This is a genomic window from Asticcacaulis tiandongensis (assembly GCF_006475605.1).
GTDB lineage: Bacteria > Pseudomonadota > Alphaproteobacteria > Caulobacterales > Caulobacteraceae > Asticcacaulis > Asticcacaulis tiandongensis.
On record NZ_SSBC01000020.1, the window covers coordinates 1 to 25818 of the forward strand.

General features: G+C 58.3%; 29 protein-coding genes and 1 tRNA gene. 18 read left to right on the top strand and 12 right to left on the bottom strand.

The features are described 5' to 3' along the window. Nucleotides 1-997: type IV secretory system conjugative DNA transfer family protein (locus E5201_RS12335; protein ID WP_140986480.1), on the top strand; the 997-nt coding region annotated here is incomplete at its 5' end. Here E5201_RS12335 and E5201_RS15140 read toward each other — a convergent pair. Both E5201_RS15140 and E5201_RS12345 read right to left on the bottom strand, forming a co-directional pair. Further along, nucleotides 989-1372: an ankyrin repeat domain-containing protein gene (locus tag E5201_RS15140; protein ID WP_140986482.1), complete on the bottom strand. Its 384-nt coding sequence runs from the start codon at nt 1370-1372 to the stop codon at nt 989-991. The two genes, E5201_RS12335 and E5201_RS15140, sit on opposite strands and share 9 nt — an antisense overlap. Next, a complete protein-coding gene (locus tag E5201_RS12345; protein ID WP_140986484.1) occupies nt 1365-2240 on the bottom strand; it encodes a hypothetical protein in 876 nt (291 codons plus the stop codon). The genes E5201_RS15140 and E5201_RS12345 overlap by 8 nt, the downstream gene beginning before the upstream one ends. Before the next feature lie 107 nt (nt 2241-2347). Here E5201_RS12345 and E5201_RS12350 point away from each other — a divergent pair, with 107 nt between their 5' ends. Continuing rightward, a complete protein-coding gene (locus E5201_RS12350) occupies nt 2348-3040 on the top strand; it encodes a hypothetical protein (protein ID WP_140986486.1) in 693 nt (230 codons plus the stop codon). A gap of 61 nt (nt 3041-3101) precedes the next feature. Here E5201_RS12350 and E5201_RS12355 read toward each other — a convergent pair whose 3' ends face one another. Continuing rightward, a complete protein-coding gene (locus E5201_RS12355; protein ID WP_140986488.1) occupies nt 3102-4016 on the bottom strand; it encodes an ArdC family protein in 915 nt (304 codons plus the stop codon). A 267-nt stretch (nt 4017-4283) separates the two neighbouring features. Here E5201_RS12355 and E5201_RS12360 point away from each other — a divergent pair, with 267 nt between their 5' ends. Continuing rightward, the gene (locus E5201_RS12360; RefSeq protein ID WP_140986490.1) at nt 4284-4517 is read left to right on the top strand and encodes a hypothetical protein; all 234 of its coding nucleotides are present in this window, start codon (nt 4284-4286) and stop codon (nt 4515-4517) included. A 243-nt stretch (nt 4518-4760) separates the two neighbouring features. On the opposite strand, the gene E5201_RS12365 is transcribed toward E5201_RS12360, so the two are convergent. The 4 genes from E5201_RS12365 to E5201_RS12380 all read right to left on the bottom strand — a co-directional run bounded on the left by E5201_RS12365 (nt 4761) and on the right by E5201_RS12380 (nt 7661). Then, nucleotides 4761-5402 carry a DNA methyltransferase gene (locus E5201_RS12365; protein ID WP_140986492.1) on the bottom strand — a complete coding sequence of 214 codons (642 nt, stop codon included), beginning with the start codon at nt 5400-5402 and terminating at the stop codon, nt 4761-4763. A gap of 530 nt (nt 5403-5932) precedes the next feature. Further along, nucleotides 5933-7114, bottom strand: a complete 1182-nt coding sequence (locus E5201_RS12370; RefSeq protein WP_140986494.1) for a tyrosine-type recombinase/integrase — start codon at nt 7112-7114, stop codon at nt 5933-5935. A 57-nt stretch (nt 7115-7171) separates the two neighbouring features. Next, nucleotides 7172-7414, bottom strand: coding sequence for a hypothetical protein (locus E5201_RS12375; RefSeq protein WP_181404631.1), 243 nt, complete (start codon nt 7412-7414; stop codon nt 7172-7174). Nucleotides 7415-7451: 37 nt separating this feature from the next. Further along, entirely contained in the window at nt 7452-7661 is a 210-nt protein-coding gene (locus tag E5201_RS12380; RefSeq protein ID WP_219993636.1) for a hypothetical protein, read from the bottom strand. 284 nt (nt 7662-7945) lie between these two features. Here E5201_RS12380 and E5201_RS12385 point away from each other — a divergent pair, with 284 nt between their 5' ends. The 4 genes from E5201_RS12385 to E5201_RS12400 all read left to right on the top strand — a co-directional run bounded on the left by E5201_RS12385 (nt 7946) and on the right by E5201_RS12400 (nt 10608). Next, nucleotides 7946-8137, top strand: a complete 192-nt coding sequence (locus E5201_RS12385) for a hypothetical protein (RefSeq protein ID WP_140986496.1) — start codon at nt 7946-7948, stop codon at nt 8135-8137. A 91-nt stretch (nt 8138-8228) separates the two neighbouring features. Further along, nucleotides 8229-8645 carry a hypothetical protein gene (locus E5201_RS12390; RefSeq protein WP_140986498.1) on the top strand — a complete coding sequence of 139 codons (417 nt, stop codon included), beginning with the start codon at nt 8229-8231 and terminating at the stop codon, nt 8643-8645. Nucleotides 8646-8692: 47 nt separating this feature from the next. Beyond that, the gene (locus E5201_RS12395; protein ID WP_140986500.1) at nt 8693-8956 is read left to right on the top strand and encodes a hypothetical protein; all 264 of its coding nucleotides are present in this window, start codon (nt 8693-8695) and stop codon (nt 8954-8956) included. After that, entirely contained in the window at nt 8953-10608 is a 1656-nt protein-coding gene (locus E5201_RS12400) for a recombinase family protein (protein WP_140986502.1), read from the top strand. Before E5201_RS12395 ends, E5201_RS12400 begins: the two co-directional genes overlap by 4 nt. On the opposite strand, the gene E5201_RS12405 is transcribed toward E5201_RS12400, so the two are convergent. Further along, nucleotides 10579-10655 (bottom strand) — tRNA-Arg (locus tag E5201_RS12405). The two genes, E5201_RS12400 and E5201_RS12405, sit on opposite strands and share 30 nt — an antisense overlap. Before the next feature lie 227 nt (nt 10656-10882). On the opposite strand from E5201_RS12405, the gene E5201_RS12410 reads away from it, so the two are divergent. The 8 genes from E5201_RS12410 to E5201_RS12445 all read left to right on the top strand — a co-directional run bounded on the left by E5201_RS12410 (nt 10883) and on the right by E5201_RS12445 (nt 19771). Beyond that, nucleotides 10883-12586, top strand: coding sequence for an alkaline phosphatase D family protein (locus tag E5201_RS12410; RefSeq protein ID WP_140986504.1), 1704 nt, complete (start codon nt 10883-10885; stop codon nt 12584-12586). Nucleotides 12587-12638: 52 nt separating this feature from the next. Then, the gene (locus E5201_RS12415) at nt 12639-13901 is read left to right on the top strand and encodes a DNA recombination protein RmuC (RefSeq protein WP_140986507.1); all 1263 of its coding nucleotides are present in this window, start codon (nt 12639-12641) and stop codon (nt 13899-13901) included. A gap of 85 nt (nt 13902-13986) precedes the next feature. After that, complete coding sequence (gene def, locus E5201_RS12420; protein ID WP_140986510.1) at nt 13987-14523, top strand: peptide deformylase; 537 nt, start codon at nt 13987-13989, stop codon at nt 14521-14523. Between the two features lie 75 nt (nt 14524-14598). Further along, nucleotides 14599-15531, top strand: a complete 933-nt coding sequence (gene fmt, locus E5201_RS12425; protein ID WP_140986512.1) for a methionyl-tRNA formyltransferase — start codon at nt 14599-14601, stop codon at nt 15529-15531. Then, entirely contained in the window at nt 15531-16304 is a 774-nt protein-coding gene (truA, locus tag E5201_RS12430; protein ID WP_140986514.1) for a tRNA pseudouridine(38-40) synthase TruA, read from the top strand. Before fmt ends, truA begins: the two co-directional genes overlap by 1 nt. A 382-nt stretch (nt 16305-16686) precedes the next feature. After that, a complete protein-coding gene (gene xylE, locus E5201_RS12435; protein WP_140986516.1) occupies nt 16687-18114 on the top strand; it encodes a D-xylose transporter XylE in 1428 nt (475 codons plus the stop codon). Nucleotides 18115-18289: 175 nt separating this feature from the next. After that, nucleotides 18290-19135, top strand: a complete 846-nt coding sequence (locus E5201_RS12440; protein ID WP_140986518.1) for an aldose 1-epimerase — start codon at nt 18290-18292, stop codon at nt 19133-19135. 228 nt (nt 19136-19363) lie between these two features. Then, nucleotides 19364-19771: a pilus assembly protein N-terminal domain-containing protein gene (locus E5201_RS12445; protein WP_140986520.1), complete on the top strand. Its 408-nt coding sequence runs from the start codon at nt 19364-19366 to the stop codon at nt 19769-19771. 23 nt (nt 19772-19794) lie between these two features. Here the strand turns inward: E5201_RS12445 and pseF are convergent, their stop codons facing one another. Genes pseF through E5201_RS12465 form a run of 4 tightly spaced genes read right to left on the bottom strand, consistent with a single transcriptional unit; the run spans nt 19795 to nt 23087 of the window. After that, nucleotides 19795-20502: a pseudaminic acid cytidylyltransferase gene (gene pseF / locus E5201_RS12450; RefSeq protein WP_140986522.1), complete on the bottom strand. Its 708-nt coding sequence runs from the start codon at nt 20500-20502 to the stop codon at nt 19795-19797. Beyond that, complete coding sequence (locus E5201_RS12455) at nt 20499-21206, bottom strand: WbqC family protein (RefSeq protein WP_246050700.1); 708 nt, start codon at nt 21204-21206, stop codon at nt 20499-20501. The genes pseF and E5201_RS12455 overlap by 4 nt, the downstream gene beginning before the upstream one ends. Nucleotide 21207: 1 nt before the next feature. Beyond that, nucleotides 21208-22446, bottom strand: a complete 1239-nt coding sequence (locus E5201_RS12460) for an NAD(P)-binding protein (RefSeq protein ID WP_342774738.1) — start codon at nt 22444-22446, stop codon at nt 21208-21210. Beyond that, on the bottom strand, nt 22443-23087 hold the full coding sequence (locus E5201_RS12465) for a class I SAM-dependent methyltransferase (protein ID WP_140986526.1): 645 nt from the start codon (nt 23085-23087) through the stop codon (nt 22443-22445). Before E5201_RS12465 ends, E5201_RS12460 begins: the two co-directional genes overlap by 4 nt. 163 nt (nt 23088-23250) lie before the next feature. On the opposite strand from E5201_RS12465, the gene E5201_RS12470 reads away from it, so the two are divergent. From E5201_RS12470 to msrB, 3 genes are read left to right on the top strand one after another with little or no spacing between them, the layout of a single operon-like run. After that, entirely contained in the window at nt 23251-24303 is a 1053-nt protein-coding gene (locus E5201_RS12470) for an N-acetylneuraminate synthase family protein (protein WP_181404633.1), read from the top strand. Beyond that, the gene (gene pseG / locus E5201_RS12475) at nt 24303-25271 is read left to right on the top strand and encodes a UDP-2,4-diacetamido-2,4,6-trideoxy-beta-L-altropyranose hydrolase (protein WP_140986530.1); all 969 of its coding nucleotides are present in this window, start codon (nt 24303-24305) and stop codon (nt 25269-25271) included. Before E5201_RS12470 ends, pseG begins: the two co-directional genes overlap by 1 nt. Nucleotides 25272-25322: 51 nt before the next feature. Continuing rightward, nucleotides 25323-25799 carry a peptide-methionine (R)-S-oxide reductase MsrB gene (gene msrB / locus E5201_RS12480; protein ID WP_140986532.1) on the top strand — a complete coding sequence of 159 codons (477 nt, stop codon included), beginning with the start codon at nt 25323-25325 and terminating at the stop codon, nt 25797-25799. Nucleotides 25800-25818 lie beyond the last annotated feature (19 nt).

Below are 25818 nucleotides of genomic sequence, written 5' to 3' on the forward strand. Positions count from 1 at the left end.
ACCTCTATCCCTGATCATTTTTACAGTCTCGATCTTATACTCGCGACTATATTTTCGCTTCTCCATTTCTTACCTCCAGTTCGATAAACACGCTTTTCTTCGTGTCCGTCAAACCAGGGACAGGCCAGATGCCCCCTTCGCTCTCGAACTCGCGATGCTCAAGAACGCGGCGCGCCTGCAACGCAGTGATGACCTCGCCGATGTTGGAGATGTCATCGAGGGTGCGGCCCGCGATTTCTACGAGCGGCCCGCCAACGAGCGGGCAAGCGTGCTGTCGACGACGCGCCGCCATACCAAGTTCCTCGACTTCCGGGCGATGGCACGGGTGCTGGGCGGGCACGACTTTGACCTCTCGGAACTCAAAACCGCACCCCAGGGGATGACGGTCTATCTGTGCCTGCCTGCCAACCGCATGGCACGCTGCAGCCGATGGCTGCGCGTGTTCATCAACCTGCTGCTCGATGCGATGGAGCGTGAGAAGGCAAAACCCGCCGTCCCGGTTCTTGCCTGTCTGGATGAATTTCCGGTGCTGGGGCACATGAAGCAGCTGGAGGATGCCGCTGGGCAGATTGCCTCGTTTGGCGTGAAGCTATGGGTGGTGCTGCAAGACTGGGGACAGGGCAAGGCGCTCTACAAGGAACGCTGGGAAACCTTCGCCGGTAATGCCGGTATCCTCCAGTTCTTCGGCAACAGTGATTCGATGACGACGGAGTACGTCTCAAAGCGTCTCGGCAAGACGGTGGTCAAGGTGACGCGCGAAGGCGAAGCGGCGACCGACCAGAAGGCCTCCGGCATCACAGGGCGGTCGGAATCGCTGGAGCAATATGACCTGCTGACGCCAGATGAGGTCAGCCGCCAGTTCGCACGCAGCGACCGGCTCAAGCGCCAGCTGGTGCTGTGGGCGGGCTATAACCCGCTGATGCTGCAGCGCGTGGAGTATTTCGACGAAAGCAGTCCCGTGCATCCAGCGTTCGCCGGAAAGTATGCCTCACCCTGAGTCCGTCTGCTCGCCCGGGCGGCGGCGCTGCCTGGTAACGGCAATCCCTGCACCATGCTGCAGGTCGGCGAGGTAACGCCCAACGGCGGGATTGCGCCCCACGGTTACGGCAACAACCGCCGCCGTCCGCCCTTGCGCGTCCTTGGTTCCAAGGTCGCAGCGGCCGGTTCCGGTGAGGAGGCGCAGGACGGCAGCAGCGTTGCGACCCGCCGCGATATGGAGGGCCGTAAGGCCTGTGCCGAGTTCGGCATAGTTGATGTCGATGGTGGGGTTGGCGAGGAACTGCCGCACCTTGTCGACATCGCCGATATTGACAGCCTCCAGGAACGCCGCGTGTAACCGGCGGCGTTCGGCGTCATGTGGCTGGCTAGGCATCAGGCTCGCCCTCCTGCCGGTACTCCCAGATGCGCTCCTTGATCTTTCCGAAGGCAATGTCCCGGGTGCTGGCGTCCTCCGCCACGAAGCTCATCCGGCCCTTCTCGTATCCCGGGACAGGCGCGCCGAAATCCCGTGATTTCACGAGCAGAATAGCGGCGGGTGTCTCGCCCGCCGCGACCTTGCGGTCGAGAACCGTGTAAATGCTCGGCTCCTCTCGTAAGCTGTCCTGCACGACAAGGCAGGCCTGTCCGTTCCGGTGGAAAAGCCATCCGTCAAAGCGCTGCTCGCTGCCGCCGGAGCGCTTCAGCAGCCGCGCCAGCGCATCGCGCTTCGTCGACTGCGGCGCTATGGGCAGGCTGTAGAGCTTGTCTTCGACGACCGGGGCACGGGCTCCCCCATCCCGCACAGTGATGACGGACATCTCCGTGCGTCCGTTGGACAGCTTACGGCTTGCCGCAAAGCGCCCCTGCAGCGGCGCGAAATCCCTTCCGTCATCCTGCCCACCGAAGAACGCTGCGAACGCATGGACGAGCGGGTTGCCCGCTTCGGCTGGTCGAAGGTCGGCATCGGTCAGGAAGGATTTTGATTTAAGGTAAGCGCAGAGCGCATCAAGCCGCTCTTGGCTGGGAGTCTGCGTGCCTGCCGCGAAGCGCCGCAAGGCCTCCGCGAGCGGTTTGTAAGGGTCGCCGAGAGGCTCGTCGTCATCATCAAGGTCTTCGTCAGTATCGAGCGTATCCAGCGCGGTTTCGTGCAATTCACGGGCGATGGCGGACCATGTCCGCTTGCGGCCATTGGTATTGGTTGCGGCGTGATAATCTATCAGCGCCGCCTGTATTCTTGCGAGTATATCGTCCGCATACTCCATAGACCTGCCCATCCTGGCGAGGAAAGCGCGAGGAAACGCCGCGTCTTCCGGTGACACATTCTCATGCAGGCCAGCGCCAAACAAGGCGCGCCGCAAGGAGAACGGTCATGAACGGTCTTGCAAAAGTCTTTGAAGGCGAGCCCCGCACAGACATCACCGTGGAAGGCGGGCGCACCACCATCAATGTGGCCCTCCGCCATCTGCGCCCGTTCGACGCGCAGTCCGCCGATGATATGGCGAGTCTTCTGGCTGTCGCCGCTGTCGGAGTTGCGGGCTGGATCAGCTACGAAGCGATGGCCGTGACCGCCCCCGCTGTCGGGTTTTTCCTCGTCGGCCTGTGCGGACGCCCCTTTATGCAGCAGAAAATCCGGCACGTCGCGCAGGTGACAGCGACGGTGAAATTCACCGAAAACGCCATCCTGCTCCACAAGATCAAGAAGGCGCCCTCCTGGGAGCCGGAGCAGGACTGGCACAGCTTCGATCGCTCTCACGAGCACCGCTTCGTGTTGGTCCAGCACGACAAAGCGCAGGCCGAGAAGGACAAAATCGACCATCAGATCAGGACAAAACCCGGCCTGCGCGTAGCGCGCTACTATGGGGAGTCCTACTACGTGGTTCTTGAATATCTCGGCCAGCGCTTTGATGTGGCTGAAGTCATGGGCCAACGACGGGCCAACGCCATCCTCGACCGGCTGACCTTTTGCGACAAATACATGGACAGCCTGACGGATGCCCGCAAAAGGCTGCCGATCCGTCCGCAGGACGAATGGCCCGGGCCGTCCGGCTCGATCCCCCAATAGCGTTGCGAGAAGGACGGTGGCCATGACCAGCAAATTTGCATCCGGGAAGAAAGGCCTCCGCTCAGGCGGCGGCCTCCAGCGGGCGGCTGAAGCGCCCGAGATAGTCAGCAGCACGCTGCGCGTGCGCGGCGGCGGCGAAGACAGCGCGCTTGTCGTCCTTCAGGACGGACAGCCAGTGACCGATATAGGCGGCGTGGTCGGCCCGGTCTGCGAGCTTCAGGCCGAGGTCTGCGCACAGGAACGCCGCGCCCAGCTCGGCCACGAGTTCTTCGCGGGCGTAGCCGTCATCGCCGAACTTCTTGCGCCCGAAGTCCCGGTCCAGCCGCGTCGCATGGCGTGTCCAGTGGGTCGCCTCATGGGCAAGCGTTGCGTAGTAGGCCTGCGCGTCGCGGAAAGCCTCGAAAGGCGGCATCTGGATGTAATCCAGCGCCGGGCTGTAATAGGCGCTGTCGCCCCCATGCCGGATATCGGCGCGGGTCGCGGCGAAGAAGGCCTCGGCCTCGGCAATGCGCTCGTCGGGATTGCGGGTGGTATGTGCCTGCGCGTGGAAATGTTCTGGCAGGCCTTCGATCTGCTCGACATTGAAGACCGTGTAGGCCTTCAGAAACGGAATGGCCCGCTCGGTCTCATCGCCCGTGGCATCATCAGTCTCGGTGCGGCGCATCGTGTCGGCGTAGACGACGGGGGAGCCCTTCTCGCCCTTGCGGACATGGCCGCCAAGCTCGATGGCCTGCTTGAAGGTCATCCAGATAGGCGCCGAGTAATGTGCCGTCATCGCCGACGCCCAGAGCGTCAGGACGTTGATGCCGGCATAGGGCTGGCCGTTATGGCGCAGCGGCCGGGAAACGTGCCCCGCCGCGTGGGCGGCGTTCCAGGGCTGGGTCCAGGGCTTCACGCCCTGCTCAAGGGCTTCGATGATCTGGTTGGTGATGCGGCTGTAGACATCCAGGCGCGGGGTTTCGGTGGTGGTCGTCATGACCTTGCTCCTTGCGTTGCGGGTTTTCCTCAAGACGCGGGCAAGGAAGGACGGGCGGATAAGCCGGCGGGTCAGGCCCTAACACGGTCCCGCCCCTTGAAGGCGGGAGTGGTGCGGGCGGGGTTTGACCGGACGGCGCGCCCGGCCAGAACTCAGCGTCAATGGTTGAGGAAATCCGCTACGGCGGCGGTCATGCCTGCCCCTCCGTAAAAGCTGCTGCGGAGGCCACAGAACGATGCAATCCGATGACAGAGAAAGGGCTTGGCCATGAAGTATCAGGACTGGAAAAAGCACTCCGCACGGCGCAAGGCCGTTTGGCCAGCGGACATGAAAGGCTACCTGCACCGCCAACACAAAGTGACCATCAGCATCGATGCGGACCTTGCCGAATGGCTGGTCGAAAACGTCGTCGGGCGGTCGTCCTATACGTGCGACCTGGAAGAAACCATCACGACGGCACTGCGGATACTGCGGCGGGATGCCGGTGTGCCATCGCGCTGAGGCTCCGAACAGTCTTTCCTTGCAACCGTATTCCCGGCCCGGTTAACCTCGCTCAATGACAAAGCGAAAGTTAACCGACGCCGAAAAGGCTGAAATATTAGAAAACATGAGGGCGCACGAAGACGCAAAGGTGAAGGCCATATTAGGTCCGGATGCGTCCTGGCCGAAGGATGCTTTGGCCGCACGGTGGAAGCTGGAAAATTCCACCATGACCCTCTCTCCGGTCGACGACGAATAGCACCCTCACGCGGCAAGCCTGTCGACGCTGGTCTTGTGGTGCTCTTTGGCCAGTTCGATGCCGATATAGTCGCGGCCGCACTGCTGAGCAGCCACAAGCGTCGAGCCTGAACCGCAGAACGGGTCCAGCACCACCCCGCCTTCGGGACAGAACGCTTCAATCAGCGGGCTCAGGACCGACACCGGTTTTTGCGTGGGATGCAGGCGGTTGCCTGTGTAGGCCCACTTAATCACATCAGCCGGGGGCGCTTCCGGCAATGCCGGACTGCCCTTGGCAAGGACATAGGCGCATTCATGCCGGTGAGATAGGAAACGGGCGCTGGCCGTGTAGGCCTTGCTGAATACGAGATGGCCGACGATACGGAATCCTGCCTTGCGCCAAGCGTCGATGAACAGGTCAGCAGCTTGCCAGCCATAGAAGCTGACGCACAGGCCATCGCTCTGCAGGAGGCGGTACATTTCCGCCGCCGAGGGGGTAAGCCAGTCAGACTGATTGTCGTTCATAACGGTGTGCCCGCTGCGCGGGCGGTAGTTCACCAGATAAGGCGGGTCTGTCAGGACAAAGTCCACGGAACGGGACGGCAGGCATTGCATGACTTCAACGCAGTCGCCCTGAAATACGCGGTTTCGATAATATTCTTTCGTCATTGAGATTGCTCCTCCTCTTGCTGTTTCAGAAGCGAGGAAAGGACAGGCTGCCAAGCGGCGTCCGCACCGGAGGGGAACAGCCAACACGGGAGGCCCCAGCCGAACGGAGCGGGCGGCTGTTGCGGGCGCCGCGTGGCCTGTCAGGGCGAGCAAGAAATCTGAAACGACAGGGGGTGAGCAGCGTCGATGACTTAACGTAACGCGACAAAGATCCAGAAAAAAGGCCCTTTGCCTTGAGGGGAGATTCGCCACAACCTTGCCACAAGCCCACCCGGGCTACGCCGGACAATCAAGGATTTCTGCGGGTTCCAGCGGACTCATGATTTGTGGCAAAAAACGCCGGAAATTGACGATTACGACAACTAAATTGCAGCTAAGTATTTGATTTTAAAGTGGAGCGGGCGACGGGGGTCGAACCCGCGACATTCAGCTTGGGAAGCTGAGAAAGAGTCTAAGGTTTCTGCGGCCTCCAGCCGATTTGCCACATATTTGCCACATCGATTTTCTGCCTTTGTTCTCGCTACACAAACTTACTCGGCTGCCATCAGTTCTGCCGCAAATTCTTCGGCCGTGCGCTGATGTTTCGCTTCTTTATCTTTCAACAGATGACCGTAGACATTCAAGGTAATTTGGATGTCGGCATGGCCCATGCTGGTCTGGATAAACTTCAGGTCTTCGCCCTTGGCGATCAACTTCGATGCGAAATAGTGCCTCAAGGCATAGGGAGTGAAGCGAGGCCGCATGGAGCCTTCTTTCCCGTTGGGGTCTGCCTCCATCAGGTTCGCCGCCTTCATCAGGGGCTCCCAGCAGCGCCGCGCAAAGTTGTTAAGCGCCATCGGTTTGCCCTGCGCCGTCGGGAACACGAGGCCTAACGTCGATGCCGGGCAATGTTGCCGCCAATCCAAGATCATCTTCCCTACAGCCTCAGGAAGGTAAATGGTGCGCCGACCAGCGCGGGACTTTACCGGTCCAATCTGGTTGAGGCGGTCAGCGCGCTGCCGGACATGGACGCGGTCAATAGCGACATTGCTCCAAGCCAGGCCCCGATACTCGGACGGGCGCATACCTGAAAACACGGCAAGGTAAATCATCGGGCGATAGCGGCGCCAGGCTTTCGCCAGCTGCTCTGACCCTTCGCCCACGGCATCCGCCGCCTTCAGGAGTGCGCGGACCTCGTCGTCGGTCGGGATGCGGACTTCGCTGTCATCCTCTTCATACCGGCCATCTGCCCGGATGGTGATACCAGCGGCAGGATCGTCCTTAATCAGGCCCTGGAATCTCATCTCGATGATGACCGAATGGAATGAGGACAGGGTGCGGCGCGCCAGATCCCGGCTCTTGTGCTGAAGCAGCCAGTTCCGGAAATGCACGACGTCAGCGGCCTCAAGTTCGTGCAGGTGCTTCTCCCATGCATACGCCATCATGACGGCGCCACGGCGCTGATATTCAACATGGGTGGTGGTCTCCACCTTCTCCCGCCCATCACGGCCAATCTTCTCGCAGGTATCGAGCCAGATTTGTACGGCTTCCGGTACGGTCACTTTCCGTCCGCCAGCGATATGTTTGAGGCTGCCCAGATTTTCGGTGAAAGCGCGCGCCTCCTTCAACGTATCGAAGGTGGCGTAGGCATAGCCGGTCTTTGTGCTTTTGCTCGGATACCGGACCTGATAATTCGTCCCGTTACTGCCCGTGCGCTTCCTTATATCTGCCATGCAAAATCATTGTTTTTATTGTTGTTTCAAGTATAGAACAAAATACGAACATAGAAGTCAATCGTTATCATTGAAGTCTCGGACAGCTTCATTCTGAAGTTGCTGGTATATCGCGACCAGCGTGCCTTTCTCGATCTTTAGCGTGCCTTCTATCGGGTCAACAAAAAATGGCAGCTTGCGATGGCCATGGGCGTCACGATCGGCGGCCCGCTTCATCTGGCGCGGCGTCAACTCTACCCCTATTTCCGCCAGCACCTGGCGCGCTTGTTCCAGACCTACGTAACAGGGCGGCAGTTTCATGCCGCACCACCTTTCCCATTCTCGCTCCGGCTATTCGTCAGAGGTTGTAGTCCTCTGCCGCCGACCGGTAGGGCCCTTTCTTGGTCACGCGCGAAAGCGCCTTCCCGCGCTCGTCGCGCAGGATGACCTTTTCGCCGAATTCATCAGTGGGATTCACAAAGAGGGTCACGTTGCGCGAATGGCGCAAGTTGTATTCGTCTTCGATTTCTCCAAGGGCCTCAAATATCGCCTGCCGTACCTGGGCCATCGTTAGATCGCCGCGTACGCTTATCATTATCGACACGCAAATCTCTTAAATAGTCTCTCCCAATATAAGGACATTCTACCACGCACCCGCGGCGGCCAGCAAATTTCGCGAGAGTTTGCGACGCCGCGCATGGCGCCCGACAGGCTCATATCTCGCTCTCTCCGGGCGCAGCGCTATCCATCACTCCTTTCTCTTCCGCAACCCGCAATCGGTCCTTCTGCCGATTGTCTGTGTGTGGGGCTCAAAGGCCCCGATTGGCGGGGCCGCGAGAGAAAGGAAATGCGATGTCCCGCACCTACACCCTTCAAGACCTTCAATCCCTGAGCCTGTCCGCGCTTCACACCCTGCGCGGCAAACTGTACCGCGAGCTGGCGCTGGCTCCCCCGCATTCGGGGGAGGCACGCGCGACTCTTAAGAGCCTTGATGCCGTGAACCGCGTCATCCGGCAGCGCACGACCAGCCCCCGCATGGGCTAGCCGGCAGGCGCGAGGTTTTCGCGTGGAACGAGATAGTACTGACCTGTTACAAGGTCAGTACTAATCGCCCCGCTCTTCAAAGGTCTCGGCCATGTCGAATACGAAAACAACCATCATGATGCCTGACTCGATTGAGCGCTTTATTGCCGAAGGGTTCGACCGCCTTAGTGTCGACGGCGCGACGTCCGCACAACAGACCGAAGCGTTTCAGGAGATGGTCAATCTCCTTGCCATACTCATGTCCGGCCATCACGGCCCGGACATGGATGACCCTGCCTACTTCCGGCAGGCGCAGGACAATCTCTACGCTTGGGGCCATGGCCGGCGCGTGACACCGGAGGCGCAGGCCGTCGGCAGGTCCTTCCTCGCTTTCCTCAAGGAAGCCGTTGAAAGCCCTGCTTTCGAGATCCTTCAGGAAAACACCCGCCGCGGCGACGAGTCTGACGCTTTCGACCCCGGCGGCGGCCTGAAGGACCGACGCGAAGACAGTGGTGACGGCCAAGCATAGGCCGTCATCGTGATGTTCTACCCCAACCCTTTCCCGAGGACGCGGAGATGCGCGGACGCCAGTCCAGCCATCGCGAGCTGCTGCGCCCTGCTGCCGGCCAGAAGGCCAGCGGCAGTGACGGCACGCGTCCTGCTGTTGTCTGCGAAGAGCTTGAGCATCTGCCCGTCACTGCCGAAGAATTGGATGCCATCGAAGCATTCCTGATGCCGCAGATACTGCACCTGCTGGGAACAACCCCCAGCAAGCATGACGACTCGAAACGGCCCCAAACAGCTGCGATAGTGCTGGAAAGCGAGGGGGCAGCGTCATGAAGCTTCTCAACAGCACGAATCTGGAAGCGAAGAACGCTGACAGCCTGCGCGCAGCCCTCTATTTGCGCGTCTCGACAGGTCGCCAGGCCGAAAACGACCTCTCCATCCCGGACCAGCGGCGGCAGGCACAAGAATTCTGCAAAGCGCGCGGCTGGGAGGTCGTCATCGAATTCGTCGATGCCGGCCTCAGCGGGACCGACGACCGCCGTCCCGAGCTGCAGCGGCTGCTCGACTTGGCGGCGGGCGGGGATTCACCCTTCGATGTCGTAGTCGTCCATTCCTTTAGCCGCTTCGCGCGCGATCATTTCGCGCTCGAATATCATGTCCGCCGCCTGCGCAAAAACGGCGTCAAGCTCGTCAGCATCACCCAAGACCTTGGCGATGACCCGATGAGCGTGATGGTCAGGCAGGTCTTCGCACTGTTCGACGAGTACCAGTCCAAGGAGAATGCAAAGCACGTTCTCCGTGCCATGCAGGAGAACGCCCGGCAAGGCTTCTGGAATGGCGCTGCCGCGCCTTATGGATACGCCATTGTGGCTGCGGAGCAGCGGGGAGCAAAAACCAAAAAGCGCCTCGCCATCGATGCCGTAGAAGCAGAAGTGGTGCGGCTCATGTTCCGCCTTGTCCACGAAGGCAATGGCACAAGCGGCCCCCTCGGCGTCAAAGCCCTTGCCTGCTACCTAAACGAACGGGGCTACCGCACCCGGCGCGGCGCGCGGTGGGGTATCGGCCCGCTGCACGCCCTCCTGACCAGTCCGACCTACAAGGGTGAGTACCGCTTTAACCGCAAGGTCTGGAAGACAAAGGAAGACAAGCCCGCCGCCGACCAGATTATGGTTGCGGTTGATCCCATCATTGACCCGGCCTTATTCGATGCCGTGCAGGCCCGTCTGAAATCCCGCAACCCCAAACAGACGCCGCCGCGCGTCGTCACCGGTCCCATCCTCCTGACGGGCCTAGCGACCTGCGCCAGCTGCGGCGGCGGTATGACGCTGCGGACTGGCAAGTCAGGCCGCTACCGCTATTACACCTGCGCCACCTGCGCCCAGCAGGGCAAGTCTGCCTGCCCGGGCCGGTCCATCCCGATGGACAAGCTCGACCAGATCGTCACTGACCAGCTCAATGCATCCCTATTCACCCCGGAGAGGGTCCGCGCCATCCTTGGCGGCCTGATGGCCCGGCAGGCCTCGCGCAGCGAAGACCATGCGCAGCGCCTTACGGCCCTCCAGAACAAGATGTCAGATTGCGAGAGCCGCCTGTCACGTCTCTACGAAGCTATCGAGAACGGCATAGCCGACTCATCCGACCCGACCTTGAAAGAGCGGCTGGCCGCGCTCAAGGCCGAACGCGATCAGGCGAAGGCCGCCAAGGACCGCGCCTTCGCCGAGCTCCAGCCGGAAACCAGAATCACCGAAGAGAAGATCAGCGCCTTCGCAGCGCTCATGCGCGACAACGTCGCAAACGGCGCTATTCCGTTCCGCCGCGCCTATCTGCGCTCCGTCATCGACCAGGTCGAAGTCGACGACACGGAAATCCGAATCCACGGGCGGCGGGATGTTCTAGAGCGGCTTGTGATGGGTGGTGGGGCTACTCCGGCAGGAGTGCCCAGTTTTGTTCGTAAATGGCGCACCCGACAGGATTCGAACCTGTGACCTCTGCCTTCGGAGGGCAGCACTCTATCCAGCTGAGCTACGGGTGCGTAGGGCGCGCAGATAAACCAGCTCCGGCGCAATGGGGCGGAACCTATGCTAAAGCGCTCTCAGGCTCAATGAGAAAATAAGGCCGCACACAAAAATCATGATTTGCCCGTTGGTTTGAGCGTTTATCTGGCTGGTGGCTGTGAATAAAACGGTCACCTAATGGTTAAATCCCTGTCATCAAACCCTCTTATGGTACGGCTTCGGGTATAGTTTTTGGAGCGAAGCCATGTCCGAGGGGAAGATCAATCGTCGCCGCGCACTGCTGACGTTTGGGCTGGCGGGGCTGGCGCCAGCGGTCGGTGGTGCAGGTATTGCTGGCATCGAAGGGGTGCATTTCGCACATGGGGTAGCGTCTGGTGATCCTTTGCAGGACAGGCTGATCATCTGGACACGCCTGACTGCTGACAGGGCCACAGAGGTTATCTGGCAGGTCGCCGAAGACGAAGACTTTGGCCGGATTGTGCAGAGGGGACGTTTCATTACCGATCAGGGCCGTGATTATACGGTTAAGGTCGATGTCGGCGGGCTGGAGGCGGGGCAGGGTTATTTCTACCGCTTTCTGAGCGCCGGGCAGATATCACCTGTGGGGCAGGCAAAGACCCTGCCGGAAAATACGGATCGTCTGGTGCTGGCGGTGGCGTCCTGTTCGTTGCATCCCAATGGCTATTTCAATGCCTATCAGGCGATTGCCGACCTTAAGGAGGTCGATGCGGTTGTTCACCTTGGGGACTATATTTATGAATACGGGGCGGGTTTAAACGACTATGGCATGGCCAATGGCCAGCTTTTGGGGCGCATTCCCGAACCGCCGCATGAGATCGTAAGCTTGCAGGATTATCGCCAGCGCCACGCGCAGTATAAGCGTGAGCCGGAGCTTCAGGCGGCGCATGCGCGGGCGGCGTGGATATGTGTGTTTGATGATCACGAAATCTGCAACAATCCCTGGGTAGGAGGGGCGCAAAACCATGATCCTGAAAAGGGCGAAGGCGACTATTTCACCCGTAAGGCTGCGGCGCTTAAGGCCTATCGCGAGTGGATGCCTATCCGTGATGCGGAAGCGGGGCATTTGTCCGAAGCAATTTACCGCCGGTTCCGGTTTGGCAAGCTTGCCGAATTGTTTATGCTTGAGACACGTCTGGTGGCGCGTACTGAACAACTTGATTATCCTGACGATATTCCGTTTCGGGTAGGTGAGGATGGTCAGAAAATCCCTGACTACGATGCGCTGCGGGCTTTGATTAATGCGCCTGAACGGGAGCTTTTGGGCGAAGCTCAGCGCCAGTGGCTGGATCAGGGTATTGAAGCCTCGGTCGCCCATGAGGTGACATGGCAGGTGCTGGGTAACCAGATCATAATGGCCCGTGTGGCTGGACCTGATGTCAGGCAGGTTTATGGGGAACCGGCGGTGACAGGTCTTCTCAATCGCTTGCCCACCAAGGCCCGCGCCGTGGTTGAGCCCATGGTCGAATTGTTCAGTCAGGAGCAGGCATTGCCGCTGAATCTGGATGCCTGGGACGGTTATCCGGCGGAGCGGGAACGGCTTTATGACATCCTAAAGCGGCATAGGGCGCGGACGGTGGTGTTGTCGGGTGACAGCCATAGCGCCTGGGCCAATCAGTTACATGATGCGGCGGGCACGCCTGTGGCCGTGGAATTGGGCGTCACCGCGATATCCAGCCCGACCGTGTGGTTTGATGCGCTGGTGCCAGGGTTTAATCTGGCGCAAACCCTGACGGATCAGAACGCTGAGGTTCTGGCGGCCAGTACGGCGCATAACGGCTTTGTCCGGCTGACCCTGACGCCACAAAAGGCTTTGGGGGAGTGGATGTCTGTGTCGGGCATTGGTTCCCGCGAATTCCGTCTGTTTACAGAGCAGGCTTTTGAAGCGCGGGCCAAGGCCGAAGGCATGGGGCCGTTAGAGAGCGTGTAATTATGGTCTCAGACCACTTGCGGGGTTTATAAATTCACGCTAAGAACATTTCATGAACTTTGAATGGATTCTTCTCATTGTCGGTGGTCTATCTGTCCTGTTGGCGGGCGGGCTTGTGTTGCTGTTTCAGGAAAACCGGCGTTTGCGCGGGCAGAATGACGGGTTGAATGAGCGTCTGCTGCGTGCGGTTTCCGAGCTGTCTCAGGTGCGCGAACGGGCACGGAACCTTGAGGATGCGCGGGCGGCCATGAGCGAGCATTTTCAGGCCGCGTCGCAGCAGGCCCTGGCGCAGTCGACCGATGCGCTCTTGAAGCGGGCAGAGGAATCCTTCGTGGCGCGGGAACGGTTGGCGCTGGAACGCATGACCCATACGCTGAAACCGGTGGCTGAGACGCTGGTGAAGGTGGAGACGCAGGTCAAACAGATGGAGGAAGACCGGCTTAAGGACACCAGTGGTCTCAGGCAGGAGATCACCCAGCTTTTGCAGGCCTCAAGCCAGACAAGGGATGTGACGCAGAAGCTGGCCAATGCCTTGCGGCGCGGGGCAGGGGTGCAGGGTCGGTGGGGTGAGGAGACCTTGCGTAACGTCCTTGAAGCCGCTGGTCTGACGCAGTTTGATTTTACCGAGCAGATGAACCTTGAGACGGAGGCTGGACGGCGCAGGCCGGATGTGACGGTCAAGCTGCCTGGCGGGGTATTCGCCATTGATGCCAAGGTCAATCTGACGGCCTATCTTGAGGCGTCCGAGGCGACGGATGAGGTGTTGCGCGAAGACCTGTTCCAGCGTCACGCGCGGGCCTTGCAGCAACATGTGCGCGACCTGTCAGCCAAGGCCTATTGGGATCAGTTTCGGGAACAATCGCCTGATTTTGTCGCCATGTTTGTGCCCGGTGACGGCATATTGTCGGCGGCGTTAGAGCGCATGCCCGACCTGATGAGCGAGGCGATGAACCGTAAGGTGATCATTGTCACGCCGACGACGCTGTTTGCCCTGTGCAAGGCCGTGGTCTATGGCTGGCGGGCGGAGGAGCAGATACATAATGCGCGTGAAGTCGCTGTGCTGGGGCGTGATCTGTATAACCGCCTGAGTGTTATGGGCGGGCATGTGGCGGGGCTGGGCAAGGGGTTGGCCAGCGCGGTCGATAAGTACAACAGCTTTGTCGGGTCGCTTGAGTCTCAGGTGCTGACGCAGGCGCGGAAGTTTGAAGACCTCAAGGTCGATCATGAGGGCAAGGACCTGCCGGAAATCGCGCCGATTGAGGCGCATCCACGGCCATTGAGCAAGCTTAAGGTTTTTGAGGGTGACAAGGGTTGAATTTAAGTCTTTGAATCCATAGTAATCGTCAGGCCAAGGGTTGCGCCATCTTGACCGGAACCCTTGCGAACCTTATTTTCAGGCCATGGCTATACGTGAAATCATAACTGTTCCGAACCCGCTGTTGAAGCAAGTCTCCAAACCCGTTGAAGGCGGGGTGACGGATGAACTGCGCGCCCTGATGGATGACATGCTGGAAACCATGTACGACGCACCAGGCATTGGTCTGGCGGCGATCCAGATCGGTGAACCGGTTCGGGTCATTGTCATGGATTTGCAGGAAAAGCCGGAAGGCGCACCTGAGGATGCTGAGGGCGAGAAAAAGCCGCTCTTCTTCGTTAATCCCGAGATTGTCTGGGCCTCGGAAGAGCTGTCGTCCTATGACGAGGGCTGTCTGTCGGTGCCGGAAATCTATGACGAGGTGGTTCGCCCTGAAAAGGTGCGTATTCGTTATCTGAATTATCAGGGTGAGCAGGTTGAGGAAGAGGCCGAGGGCCTTTATGCCACCTGCATTCAGCATGAAATGGATCATCTGAATGGTGTCCTGTTTATTGATCACCTGTCGAAGCTGAAACGCGATCGGGCGGTAACGCGGGTCAAAAAACTGAAACGTGTTGCCTGATCATTGCATCAGACAGGGTTTTGAGCCAAACAGGCGCATCATATGATGCGCCTGTTGTTGTTTTAAGGATATCTCATGCGTCTGGCCTTTATGGGCACGCCCGATTTCGCCGTTAAGGCCCTGGCTGAACTGGTGGCCAGTGGTCATGAGATTGTCTGTGTCTATAGCCAGCCACCGGCACCCAAAGGGCGTGGCCAGCAACTGACGCCATCACCGGTGCATGCGTTTGCAATCAGCCTCGGGCTTGAGGTGCGCACCCCGAAATCCATGAAGTCACCTGAGGCCATTGCCGAGTTTCAGGCACTGGATATCGATGCCTGCGTGGTGGTGGCCTATGGTCAGATATTAAAGGCCGAGGTGCTTGAACATCCGCCGCTTGGCTGTTTCAATCTGCATGCGTCGTTGTTGCCACGCTGGCGCGGGGCGGCCCCTATTCAGCGGGCGATCATGGCCGGTGACAGCCATACCGGCGTGCAGGTCATGCGCATGTCCGAAGGGCTTGATGAGGGGCCGGTGATCCTGTCGGGGCGGGTGGAAATTACCGCCAGTGATACGGTGCAAACCCTGCACGATAAGCTGGCGACTATGGGGGCGGCGCTGTTGCCGGTGGCTCTGGCGGCGATTGAACGCGGTGGAGCGACGGATCAGCCGCAGGTGGGTGAGGTGACTTACGCGAAAAAAATTACGTCGGCGGAGGCGAGGATAGACTGGAGCCGATCAGCGCAGGAACTGGATTGGCATATTCGCGGTTTGTCGCCGTTTCCGGGAGCCTGGACGATGGTTCAGACGCCTAAGGGCGAGCAGCGGTTGAAGGTACTTTTATCGCGCGTGGCGGATAAAATATCCGATCAGGCGGCGGGAACGCGGCTTGAAGGGGACGGATTATATATTGCCACCGGTAACGGGGTGATAGAGTTGTTACGCGTACAGCGCGAAGGTAAGGCGGCACAGGATGCGGCTGAGTTTCTTAACGGGGCCAGCTTGCCGGTCGGTGAGCGGTTAGTCTGATGCCGCGTTATCGCCTTCTTATCGAATATGATGGCAGACCCTATAAGGGGTTTCAGGCGCAGGGCGATCTGCCGACCGTGCAGGGATCGCTTGAGCGGGCCATATTCCGCTTCAGTGGTGAGGTTTTGCGGCTGACGGCGGCGGGGCGGACAGATACCGGCGTGCATGCCTCAGGGCAGGTAGTAAGCTTTGATTTGGTTAAAGAATTCAAGGCCGATGTCGTGCGCGACGCGATGAATGCCTATCTGACGCCGGAGCCGATTGCTGTGCTTGAGGCCGAGCAGGTGGACGAAAGCTTTTCGGCGCGGTTTTCGGCGACAGGTCGGGTCTATCTGTTTCGTATCCTGACGCGTCGGGCACCGCCGGCCCTTGAGCAGGGCAGGGTCTGGCATGTGCGTAAGCCACTGGATGCCGACCGCATGGCTGAAGCCGCGAAATACCTGATTGGGCATCATGATTTTACGACCTTCAGGCATATCGGCTGTCAGGCCAAATCACCGATGAAGACGCTTGATGTGGCGCGCGTGAAACGCGTAGGTGACGAAATTCATTTGGGTTTTGCCTCGCGTTCGTTTTTGCACCGGCAGGTGCGTTCCATGACCGGTACGCTGGCGGAGGTCGGTGTCGGTCGCTGGGAACCAGAAGATGTGAAGGCCGCGCTTGAGGCGGCTGATCGTCGGGCCTGTGGGGCTGTGGCTCCGCCTGAGGGCCTGTGCCTGACGCATGTGACCTATGATGCCGAGCCTGATTTTTCGGCATTGAGTCCTGTTTAGGCAGGGTTTGCCCCCTCCGTCAGCGACTACGCGCTGACACCTCCCCCGCTTCGCAGGGGAGGATGTTAAGTTTCGCAGGGGGCGATGCAGGCGTGTTTTGGTAGCGCTATCATAATTTACTTGCCAGATGCTCTGAAAGAGGTGAAGTCTGGGGGATAAGGCGGGTATTTTCCCTTCGTTACGTATCCCCGCTTTACGAATGACAGCGCTGACATTATGAGTCAGTTTAACCGAAATCCGACGCCCCAACGGCAAGCTTAATAACGGATGCGGCACAGAACAGGAAACGCGGGCGGACCTTAAGGGGGGTCTTGCTTTTTGGAAAAAACAGGGACGAAACGGCGCATAATTTGCCTGTTTTGTCAGCAAGGGAGGATAGTTCATGACCTCAACCGTGGGGAAAGTGAATACGGGCCTTGTCATGGGGCTTGCGATTGGTGCGGCTCTGGGCGGGTTGCTCTTCGGTTACGACACGGCGGTGATATCCGGCGCGGTCGAATCGATTGACCATAATTTCATCACACCGCGCACCGACATGTCGGAAATGGCGCGTAACTCGCTTTCGGGTACGGCCATCGGCATTGCGTTGTGGGGCTGTGTCGCCGGTTCATTGCTGGCCGGGCCATTGGCCACCGCGATTGGCCGTAAGGCCGGTATGCTGATTGCGGCCTTTTTGTTTTTTGCCTCGTCGATCCTGTCGGGTTATCCCGAACTGGGGCTGGCACCGATTGGTGGTATGGGCGTTGATGGCCTGACGCCGTTCATGATCTATCGCTTCTTTGGCGGGGTGGCCATTGGTATGGCCTCACTGATATCCCCGCTTTATATTGCCGAAATCGCGCCTGCCAAGCATCGCGGGCTATTGGTGACCTTTCAGCAGATTGCCATCGTCAGCGGCATGTTGCTGGTCTATTTCGTCAATATGAAAATTGCCCAGCAGGGCACGGATGAATGGATTCTGGCCACCGGCTGGCGCTGGATGCTGGCCTCGGCCGCGGTTCCGGCGACTCTGTTCTTCGTGGCGGCCCTGACCATGCCGGATACGCCGCGCTGGTACGTGCTTAAGGGCAAGAATGATAAGGCGGAAAAGCTGCTTAACCAGCTGAATGGCCCGGAAGCGGCGCAGGAAACCATGCGCGAAATCAAGGGCAGCCTGACGCAGCATTCGGGCAAACTGTTTTCCTTTGGGGCGGCGGTTATTGTTGTGGGCGTGCTGTTGTCGGTTTTCCAGCAGTTCGTCGGTATCAATGCCGTACTCTATTATGCGCCGCTGATGTTCAAGAACATCGGGTCGGGGACGGATACGGCCCTGTTGCAGACGGTGATCGTCGGGGCAGCCAATGTGGTGTTCACGCTGGTGGCGACCTTTACGGTTGACCGTTGGGGCCGTAAGCCGCTTTTGATCCTTGGGGCGATTGTTATGGCGGTGGCCATGCTGGCGCTTGGGGTTCTGTTCCAGCAAAAGCAGGAAGGGACGCTGCTTCTGTATGCGGCCATTCTGTATATCGCCGGTTTTGCCCTGTCGTGGGGGCCGGTTGTCTGGGTGCTTCTGTCGGAAATGTTCCCCAACTCAATCAAGGGAACAGCCATGGCTATTGCCGTCGCGGCACAATGGATCTCCAACTATATCGTCACCTGGTCATTCAAGGTGGTGGATGGCGACAGTGCGCTGAATGCCGTCTTTAACCACGGTCTGAACTATTACATCTATGCCGGCTTCTCGGTTCTGGCGGCGATCTTCGTTTGGAAGTTCGTGCCGGAAACCAAGGGTAAAACCCTTGAAGCCATCGAACAGTTGTGGAAAAAATAAGCATCTGGAAAAACAGATCGCAGCAGAAGGCGGGGGCGGGACACCGGTTCCGCCTTCTGTGTCTGAAATCAGTGGTTTTGGGAGGGTCGGGTAGATACCCCACCACCCCCGCTTCGCGGCGGTCCCCCTCCCCATTAAAATGGGGAGGTATGAAAGAAAATGCCAGGAGTATGCCATGATCAGCCTGAGCCATACGCGTGCGCAACTGGAGCTTTTGCCGGAGCTGGGGGGCGCTATAGGACGGTTGACGCACAAGGGGCGTGATATGTTGCGGGTGACGCCAGCGGGGGCGGACGATGTGCTGCAAACCGCCTGTTTTCCTTTGGTGCCATTTTGTAATCGTATCCGTGACGGACGGTTTGTCTTTGGCGGCAACGAGATCAGGCTGAAACCTAATCTGGGGGATCATCCGCATACCTTGCATGGGCAGGGCTGGCGGTCGCAATGGTCGGTGACGGAGGCCAGTGCGAGTCGCGCACTGCTGACCTATCGTCATCAGGCGGATGAATGGCCGTGGGATTATGAGGCGACGCAGTTGTTTGAACTGGGGGCGCAGGGCTTAAGGGTGTGGCTGAGTGTGCGTAATCTCAGTTTGTCGCCGATGCCGGCGGGGCTTGGGTTTCATCCCTATTTTAATCGCACGGACAAGACGCGGTTAAAGGCGCAGGTTAGTGGCGTGTGGTTATCGGATGAGGACTGTTTGCCGGTCGAATGGCATGCCGGTCGCTGGCAAAAGGACTGGGGCAATGGCGATAAGGTCAGTCACGACCGCCTGATTGATCACTGCCATACCGGTTACAGTGGACGGGTGGAAATCAGCGAGGGGCGTAAACCGGTGGTCAGTCTCAGGGCCTCACCGGACTGTGGCTGGCTGCATATCTATGTGCCGCCAGGAGAGGATTTTTTCTGTGCCGAGCCGGTCAATCATATGCCTGATCCGTTTAATCATGCCAATTCGGGTCTCAGGTGTTTAAGGCCGAATGAGGTGGCGATGATATGGATGGATCTGCATTTCCATTAGAGGCGGTTTCAAAAGGTCGTTTTCTGGCCTGCAAAGCCGCATCTTCTGCGCTTCCGATGCTCACGTACCTTGAGTACGCTGCGCTTCGGTTCTCGAAGATACGTCTTTTCGCCACAGACTCCAATCTTTTGAAACGGCCTCTTAGAGGGGCGGGTGATAGCCATTCAGGCTTTTTAAACATTTGTTCAGTATGTCTGGAAGGGACAATAGTCTCTTATGGATAGACGGATGCGGAAACTCATTGCGACGGGTGCGGCCATTGTGACCATGGCGGCGGTAATGGCGGCAGGCGCTGCGGTTGCCGGTCAACGCGTCGTCATTGAGAAGAACCATACCCAGCGGGTGAGCCTGAGCGCTTCGGCGGGGTCTGTCATTGTCGGAAATCCGGCCATTGCCGATGTCACCGTCGTCGATTCGCGCACAATCTATATTGTCGGCAAGGACTATGGCCGCAGTGCCGTGACGGTGACCGACCGTTCGGGACGCACCATCTGGGACGGTGATATTTCCGTGGGCACCCCCGTCAAGGGCGGTGTGACCGTCTATAAGGGGCTTAAGGCCACGACGGTGATCTGTGCCAATATCTGCTATGAGCAGAACGAAGGCCAGATCAGCGACGGCGGCGCAAGCCAGTAGCCGAACCTTTCAGGGAAGAACCCTCACCCCAGCCCTCTCCCTGAGAGGGAGAGGGAGGAAACCGCATAAAGGCGTTCGGCCAGTTCCCAGTCTTCGGGGGTGTCTATGTCCACGACTTCGTGGCGCGGCAGGATGACCGGTGCGGATTGCGGCCCGTAGACGCTTTCGCCCTTTAGCCATTTATCTGACCAGCCCCAGTAGAATTGTGCGGCATCATGATAGGCCGGTTCCAGATCCTGAGAACGGGTATTGAGGTGTTCGGGCTGAAACATCGCTACGCCGCCGTCTGCGGTGCGTTTCAGGGCGCGCTGAATGGGGAAGGCGTAGGAGGTAACGGAAAAGGCGAAGTGTTTTCCCTGAAGGGCGTCCCATCCTTGTTGCAGACGTTCCGGCGTCAGGAAGGGGGCCGTGGCGTAGATGCAGCAGACGGCCTCGGGGCGTTCATTGTTGTCAGCGAGCCAGCCTATGGCGTGGCGGACAACATCGCTTGTGCCGGTATGATCATCCGAAAGCGTGTCGGGGCGCACAAAGGGCACTTCGGCTCCGTGGGCGCGGGCGGTTTCCGCAATGGTTGCGTCGTCAGTTGAGACAATGATCCGGTCAAACAGGTTTGAGGTAATCGCGGCTTCGATGGAGCGGGCGATCAGGGGCCTGCCGTGAAAGGGACGGATGTTCTTGTGCGGGATGCGCTTTGAGCCGCCACGTGCGGGGATGAGGGCAATACGGGTCATTGGGGGGCGCCCTCAGTTAGTAAAGCGGCAACCCCGGCAAATCCAATATTCATGACAGCGTCGATGAAGCTCATATAGGGTTCAAAAGTTCCGGCGGTGGTCTGAAGATAGGGGGCGGGGGGATAGGTGAAATAGTCAACCGGAAGGTTCGCTCTGGCAAACGCCTGTTCTTCCTGCATGTATTCTTTGGACCCAAGGGGGGAAATATAGTGTCCGGCGTCTGATTTCAGGCAGATTTCCAACAGATGGGCGGAGCGTTTGCCGCCACACTGAAGATCTGATGCTCTGATGAACACGGGTGATATGCCGAATTTTGCAGCGGCCGTGGCGATCAGGGCAATATTGAGATCAACCAGTCTGGCATTGTTGGAAAATCTGGTCAGAAAATCCTGTATGAATGCGTAGCCTTCTGCGAAATAGGCCGCCCGCCGATAGGCCTGAGTTAGGTTGTTGAGATGTGCGCTGCGCCAGTCCGGGCTATCAGCAAGATAAATGCTGTCAAGCCGGTCGGTTTGCTTGTGTTTTTGCAAGCTGACGCTCAGGGTAATAATATCCTGTCCGGACAGAATGCGATTGCGGGTTTGCCATGACCTGCGCTCCAGTTGAACGTCATCGAGAAAGACAAATGTGTCCACCTGTTTCATCAGCGCGAAATAGCCCAGATAAGGCAGATAGGTGGGTTGCATGATGGCAATTTGCTTCACACTAAACCGCCTGTCCTGCCCACTGTGTCAGGGTTTTTTGTAAACCGGTGTATTTAGCTCCCTTGGCGTAATCCTCCCAGTTTCCGCATAAAAAGGCAGTGCCGAAACGGTCGGATAGTTTGGATCGCAGACTTTTGAGCGCGCTGATCGTTTCTGTCGAATGATACAGCCAGCGTGCTTGCCGGACAGAGGCGATATTTTCACCCATTTGCAGGTCTGCTATGGGGGTGTCATTTATCAGTTCAGATACTTCTGACCTGAGTTCAACCTCGGTTGCGGGTTGCATACATTCAAGGGTAACGATTTTTGCGGGGCCTGAGGAATAGATGTATAAACGAAAGATGCTGCCGTGGGGCAGAAAACTTTGAAGGTAATAGGGGCTTGTGAGCGAGCTTTCTGCCAGAAAACTATAAACATAGAAGGTTTTCTGAACAGTTTCGGGTACGGGTATTCCGAGATAGGGAAACAGGGGGAGCGGGTTTACACCCCAGAATACGCTGTCGCCCTTCTTTATAAGGTGCTCGGCTTGCGCAGGACGCAACAGCTTGCGGAATGAACAGGTTATGCCCAGGTGCGTCAGAGTTTCTTCAAGTTGAGAGAAGAAGGTCAGGAAGCCGTCTGTGGGCAGGTGGGCAATCTGATTTCGGGCGTAACCCCAACTGTTTCGTGGCAAGCCGTAAAGGTCATCATATAATGGCGCCTGTGATTTCAAACGGGCAAGATTTGCCGCATCTGCATCCAAAGGAATAAGGCGATTTAAGGCCATGGGGATTACGGCTTCGGCGCTCAAGGTTACTGGATCAACATCTACGTGTTTACGGGCAAGGGCCAGCATACGCATAGCTATATTCGGTGGATATTGTGAGAGCCGTTCGTACAGGTTTGCCTGTTTGTTCGGAAATAGTGTTATGTTCTGGCCGCAGGGGATGACAGGGCCGCCAAAACTATCGGTGTAAAAGGGCTTACCTGTTTCATGTGGGTTAATGGAGCCGAACTGATTGGGGAAGGCTGTAAAATCTGATCCGTAGGATTGCAGCAAGGCGAGTTGGGGGTCGGTGGTGTCACCAAAATATAAAGTGCCGGTACGCACTTCGAATTCGCCGCATAGGGTTGAGCGGGCAACGCCACCAAGGGCTTCGGCACGCTCATAGATTATGGTGTCCCTGTGGCCTGCCTTATGGGCCAACAGGGCAGCCGTTATGCCGCTTAAGCCGCCGCCCACAATGTGCAGACTGTTCACGTCTGTCCCCAAAGAACCAGATCGCTGTTGTGCCGGATAATCTCACCATTCTGATGATTGTCAAAGTTGACGCGCAAGGCCACCGGAGCAGTAATGCCAAAAGACTGGTGCATGATGGCGAGCAATTCGGCTTCGGTATAGAAGCGATGGTAGAGGCCTTTTTCACCTGTTTCCGGCGTATCCAGAATGAAACCATTCTCACCGGTTTTTTCGCCGCGCCCATAGCGATAGTCGTCAATGAGACGTGTCCGTAGAAAAACGTGGGCTTCGGAAGCCATATGAGGCCTTACCTGCTGGCAGAGTGCTTTCAAACCTTTATCGCTAATATAGCACACGACATTGGGCAGTAGGATGACATCATAGGGGCCGTCGAGGCAGGCGGACAGGTTGGTATCCGCAGAGGCGTTGTGTAAACGAGCATCAGGCCCCAGATTGTGCCGTGCCATGCTGAGTGCTTCCGGATCTATATCGATGCCTGTTATGTGCCAGCCGAAGGCTGAGTAAAGCATCAAATTGTTACCGTTCCCGCACCCGATTTCGAGTACTTTGCCAGTGCGTCGCTGAAGGCCGGATTTGAAGAAATGCCTGATGACGTATTCGTCGGGGAATTTCAGCCCCTGAATGTGCGTAAGTTCCAGCATACTTGTTCCGGCGATAAGCGTGTTTTCGTCGCGAAGGATGGCCGATTTATGCCTAAGTAATTATTAATATTGTTGGTAATAGTAAGATAATCCAAGAATAATGACCCTTGAGGCTGGATGCCTGCACCAGCCCGATCAGACCTATATGTATAAGGATATCCTCATGGCTCAATTCAATGTTGAGGGACGTATTATTGGTGATGGCCAGCCCTGTTTTATCATCGCCGAGATTGGCGCCAACCATGACGGCGACATGGTCAGGGCCAGAGAGATGATCGGTCAGGCGGCTGAATATGGAGCCGATGCTATTAAGCTTCAGCTTTATACGGCAGGGGAATTGCTGGCTGACCCCCTACGTGAGGTGACCTATGGGGCCGAAGACAGGCGGGTAACCGATCAGATTGGCACCATGTTCGACAAGCTGGTGGTGCCCCGTGAAGCGTGTGAAGACCTGTTTGATTATGCGCGTACGCTGGGGTTGATCCCGTTTGCCACGCCATTCAGCCCTGAGGGGGCGGCGCATCTGGGGGGGATCGGCATGCCGCTGTTTAAGGTGGCGGCATCTGATCTGTGTTATTTCGATATGATCGATGAGATTGCCCGCTGGGGGAAGCCTACGATTTTATCAGCGGGCAAATGTACGCTGGCTGAGATTGATCTCAGTGTCAGTCATGCGCGCAAGGCAGGCATCAACGGTCTGGGGCTTTTGCATTGTGTGGCGCAGTATCCGGCCCCGCATGCCGAGATGAAGCTGTCGACTATACCGGTGCTGAAATCGCTATATCCCGATTGTGTGGTGGGGCTTTCGGATCATTCGATCGGCATAGCTTCGGCGCTTGGGGCGGTGGCGTTAGGTGCGAAAATCATCGAAAAGCATGTCACCTATGATAAGGACGCGCCGGGGCCGGATCACTGGTTCAGCGCTGATCCGGCGGAAATGGCGCTTTTGGTGCGTGAAGTGCGGGCACTGGAAGCGGCCTTGCCCGGTGTGCGTCAGGGGGTGCTTGAGTGCGAGTTGAGTGAACGCCAGACCTCCGTGCGGTCTCTGGTGACGGCGCGGGCGCTTAAGGCCGGTGAGGTGGTGACCAGAGCTGATCTTAAAGCGGTGCGGCCCGGCACCGGTATCCATCCGGCGGATCAGGAGAAGATCATCGGATTGCGGGTGCCGCGCGATCTGGCGGCCAATCACGTCTTAAGCTGGGCGGATTTCAAATAATGGCCCTGTGGGTGCGTACAGAGGCGTCGCATGGCGTGGGTCTGGGGCACTTCATGCGTTGCTATGCCATTGCCGAACAGGCGCGGCTGGATGGTGACAAGGTGACGTTTCTGACCGGTGACTTACCGCCGCAGGCGTTGGAGCGGTTACGGTTTGCCGGTATCGATCATATCTATGTGCCCCATGATATCGGCAGTCCTGAGGACGGCCAGTTCGTGTCACGCATTGCCCGTGAAGGTCAGGCGGTGTTGCTTGACTCCTATCGGTTTGAGGCGGGCTACTATGCGCGGCTTTATGAGACGCACTTTGTGGCGGTGATGGATGATGCGGCGGCCATGCCCTTAAAGGCGCACGTTGTCATCAATGCGGCGCTTGGGGCCAGAGACATGGGCTATGCGGCGATAGCGCCTGAGGCCAGCCTGTTGCTGGGGCCGGATTTTGCGCAGGTACGCCATGAGTTTCGCCGTGCCTATCCTGACCCCTATCGGCCGCATGTTTGTGTGACGTTTGGGGGTTCCGATCCGGCCAATCTGACGGCGCAGGCGGCGTTGGCGTTACTAGAGGCGGTGCCGGATGTCGATATCCGGTTGATTGCGGGTCCGGCCCATGCCCATGTCGATGACTTGCGTCGCCTGTGTGCGGCGCGGCCACGCATCAAGCTTTATCTGGCACCCGATAATGTCGCCGAGGTGCTTTATGGCGCGGATATGGTGATAACGGCGGCAGGGGGCAGTCTGTATGAGATTGCCGCCATGGGCTTGCCGGCGCTGGTGCTGGTGGTGGTGGATAATCAGGCGGGGGCATTGGCGGCCTGCCCCTATCCGGCGCTTGAGGCGCGCGACCAGTGGCCGGAAAATTTTGAAAAATGGGTGGCGGCGGTCATTCGTAACCCTGATATTGGCCAGACGGCGCGGATACAGGTTGACGGGTTGGGCTGTCAGCGGATTTTGCAGGCCCTGCCGGTGTGATAAAGTATTTGCGTGCCTATATAAGGGGAGCGATGAGACACAGGAGTTGCTATGACACGTTCACAATCAGGTTTTGATCTGACGCCGCCGACAGAGGCGGAAGTGACCGCTCTGGCGGCGCATCTGGATGACGAGGCGCGGCGCATATTGCTCGATCATGGCACCGAGCCGCCGTTTTGTGGCAAGTTCGATGAATATGAGGACGAAGGTGTTTACGGCTGCGCTCTGTGCGGCCTGCCGCTGTTTTCTTCGCGCGCCAAGTTTCATTCAGGCTCTGGCTGGCCGAGTTTTTATCAGGGCGTGGATGCGGATCACATCCGCAATATTGTTGACCGCTCACATGGTATGGTGCGCACGGAAATCCGCTGCGGACGCTGTGACTCACATCTGGGGCATGTGTTCGAGGATGGGCCAAGGCCAACGGGATTACGCTATTGTCTTAACTCGGTGGCGATGATGTTTACGCCCGAAGGAGAGGCCTTGCCGGATGTGCTCGAGCGGGATGATCCGGCGCAGGTGGCGGGGTAGGGGGGTAAGGACGAAAGTA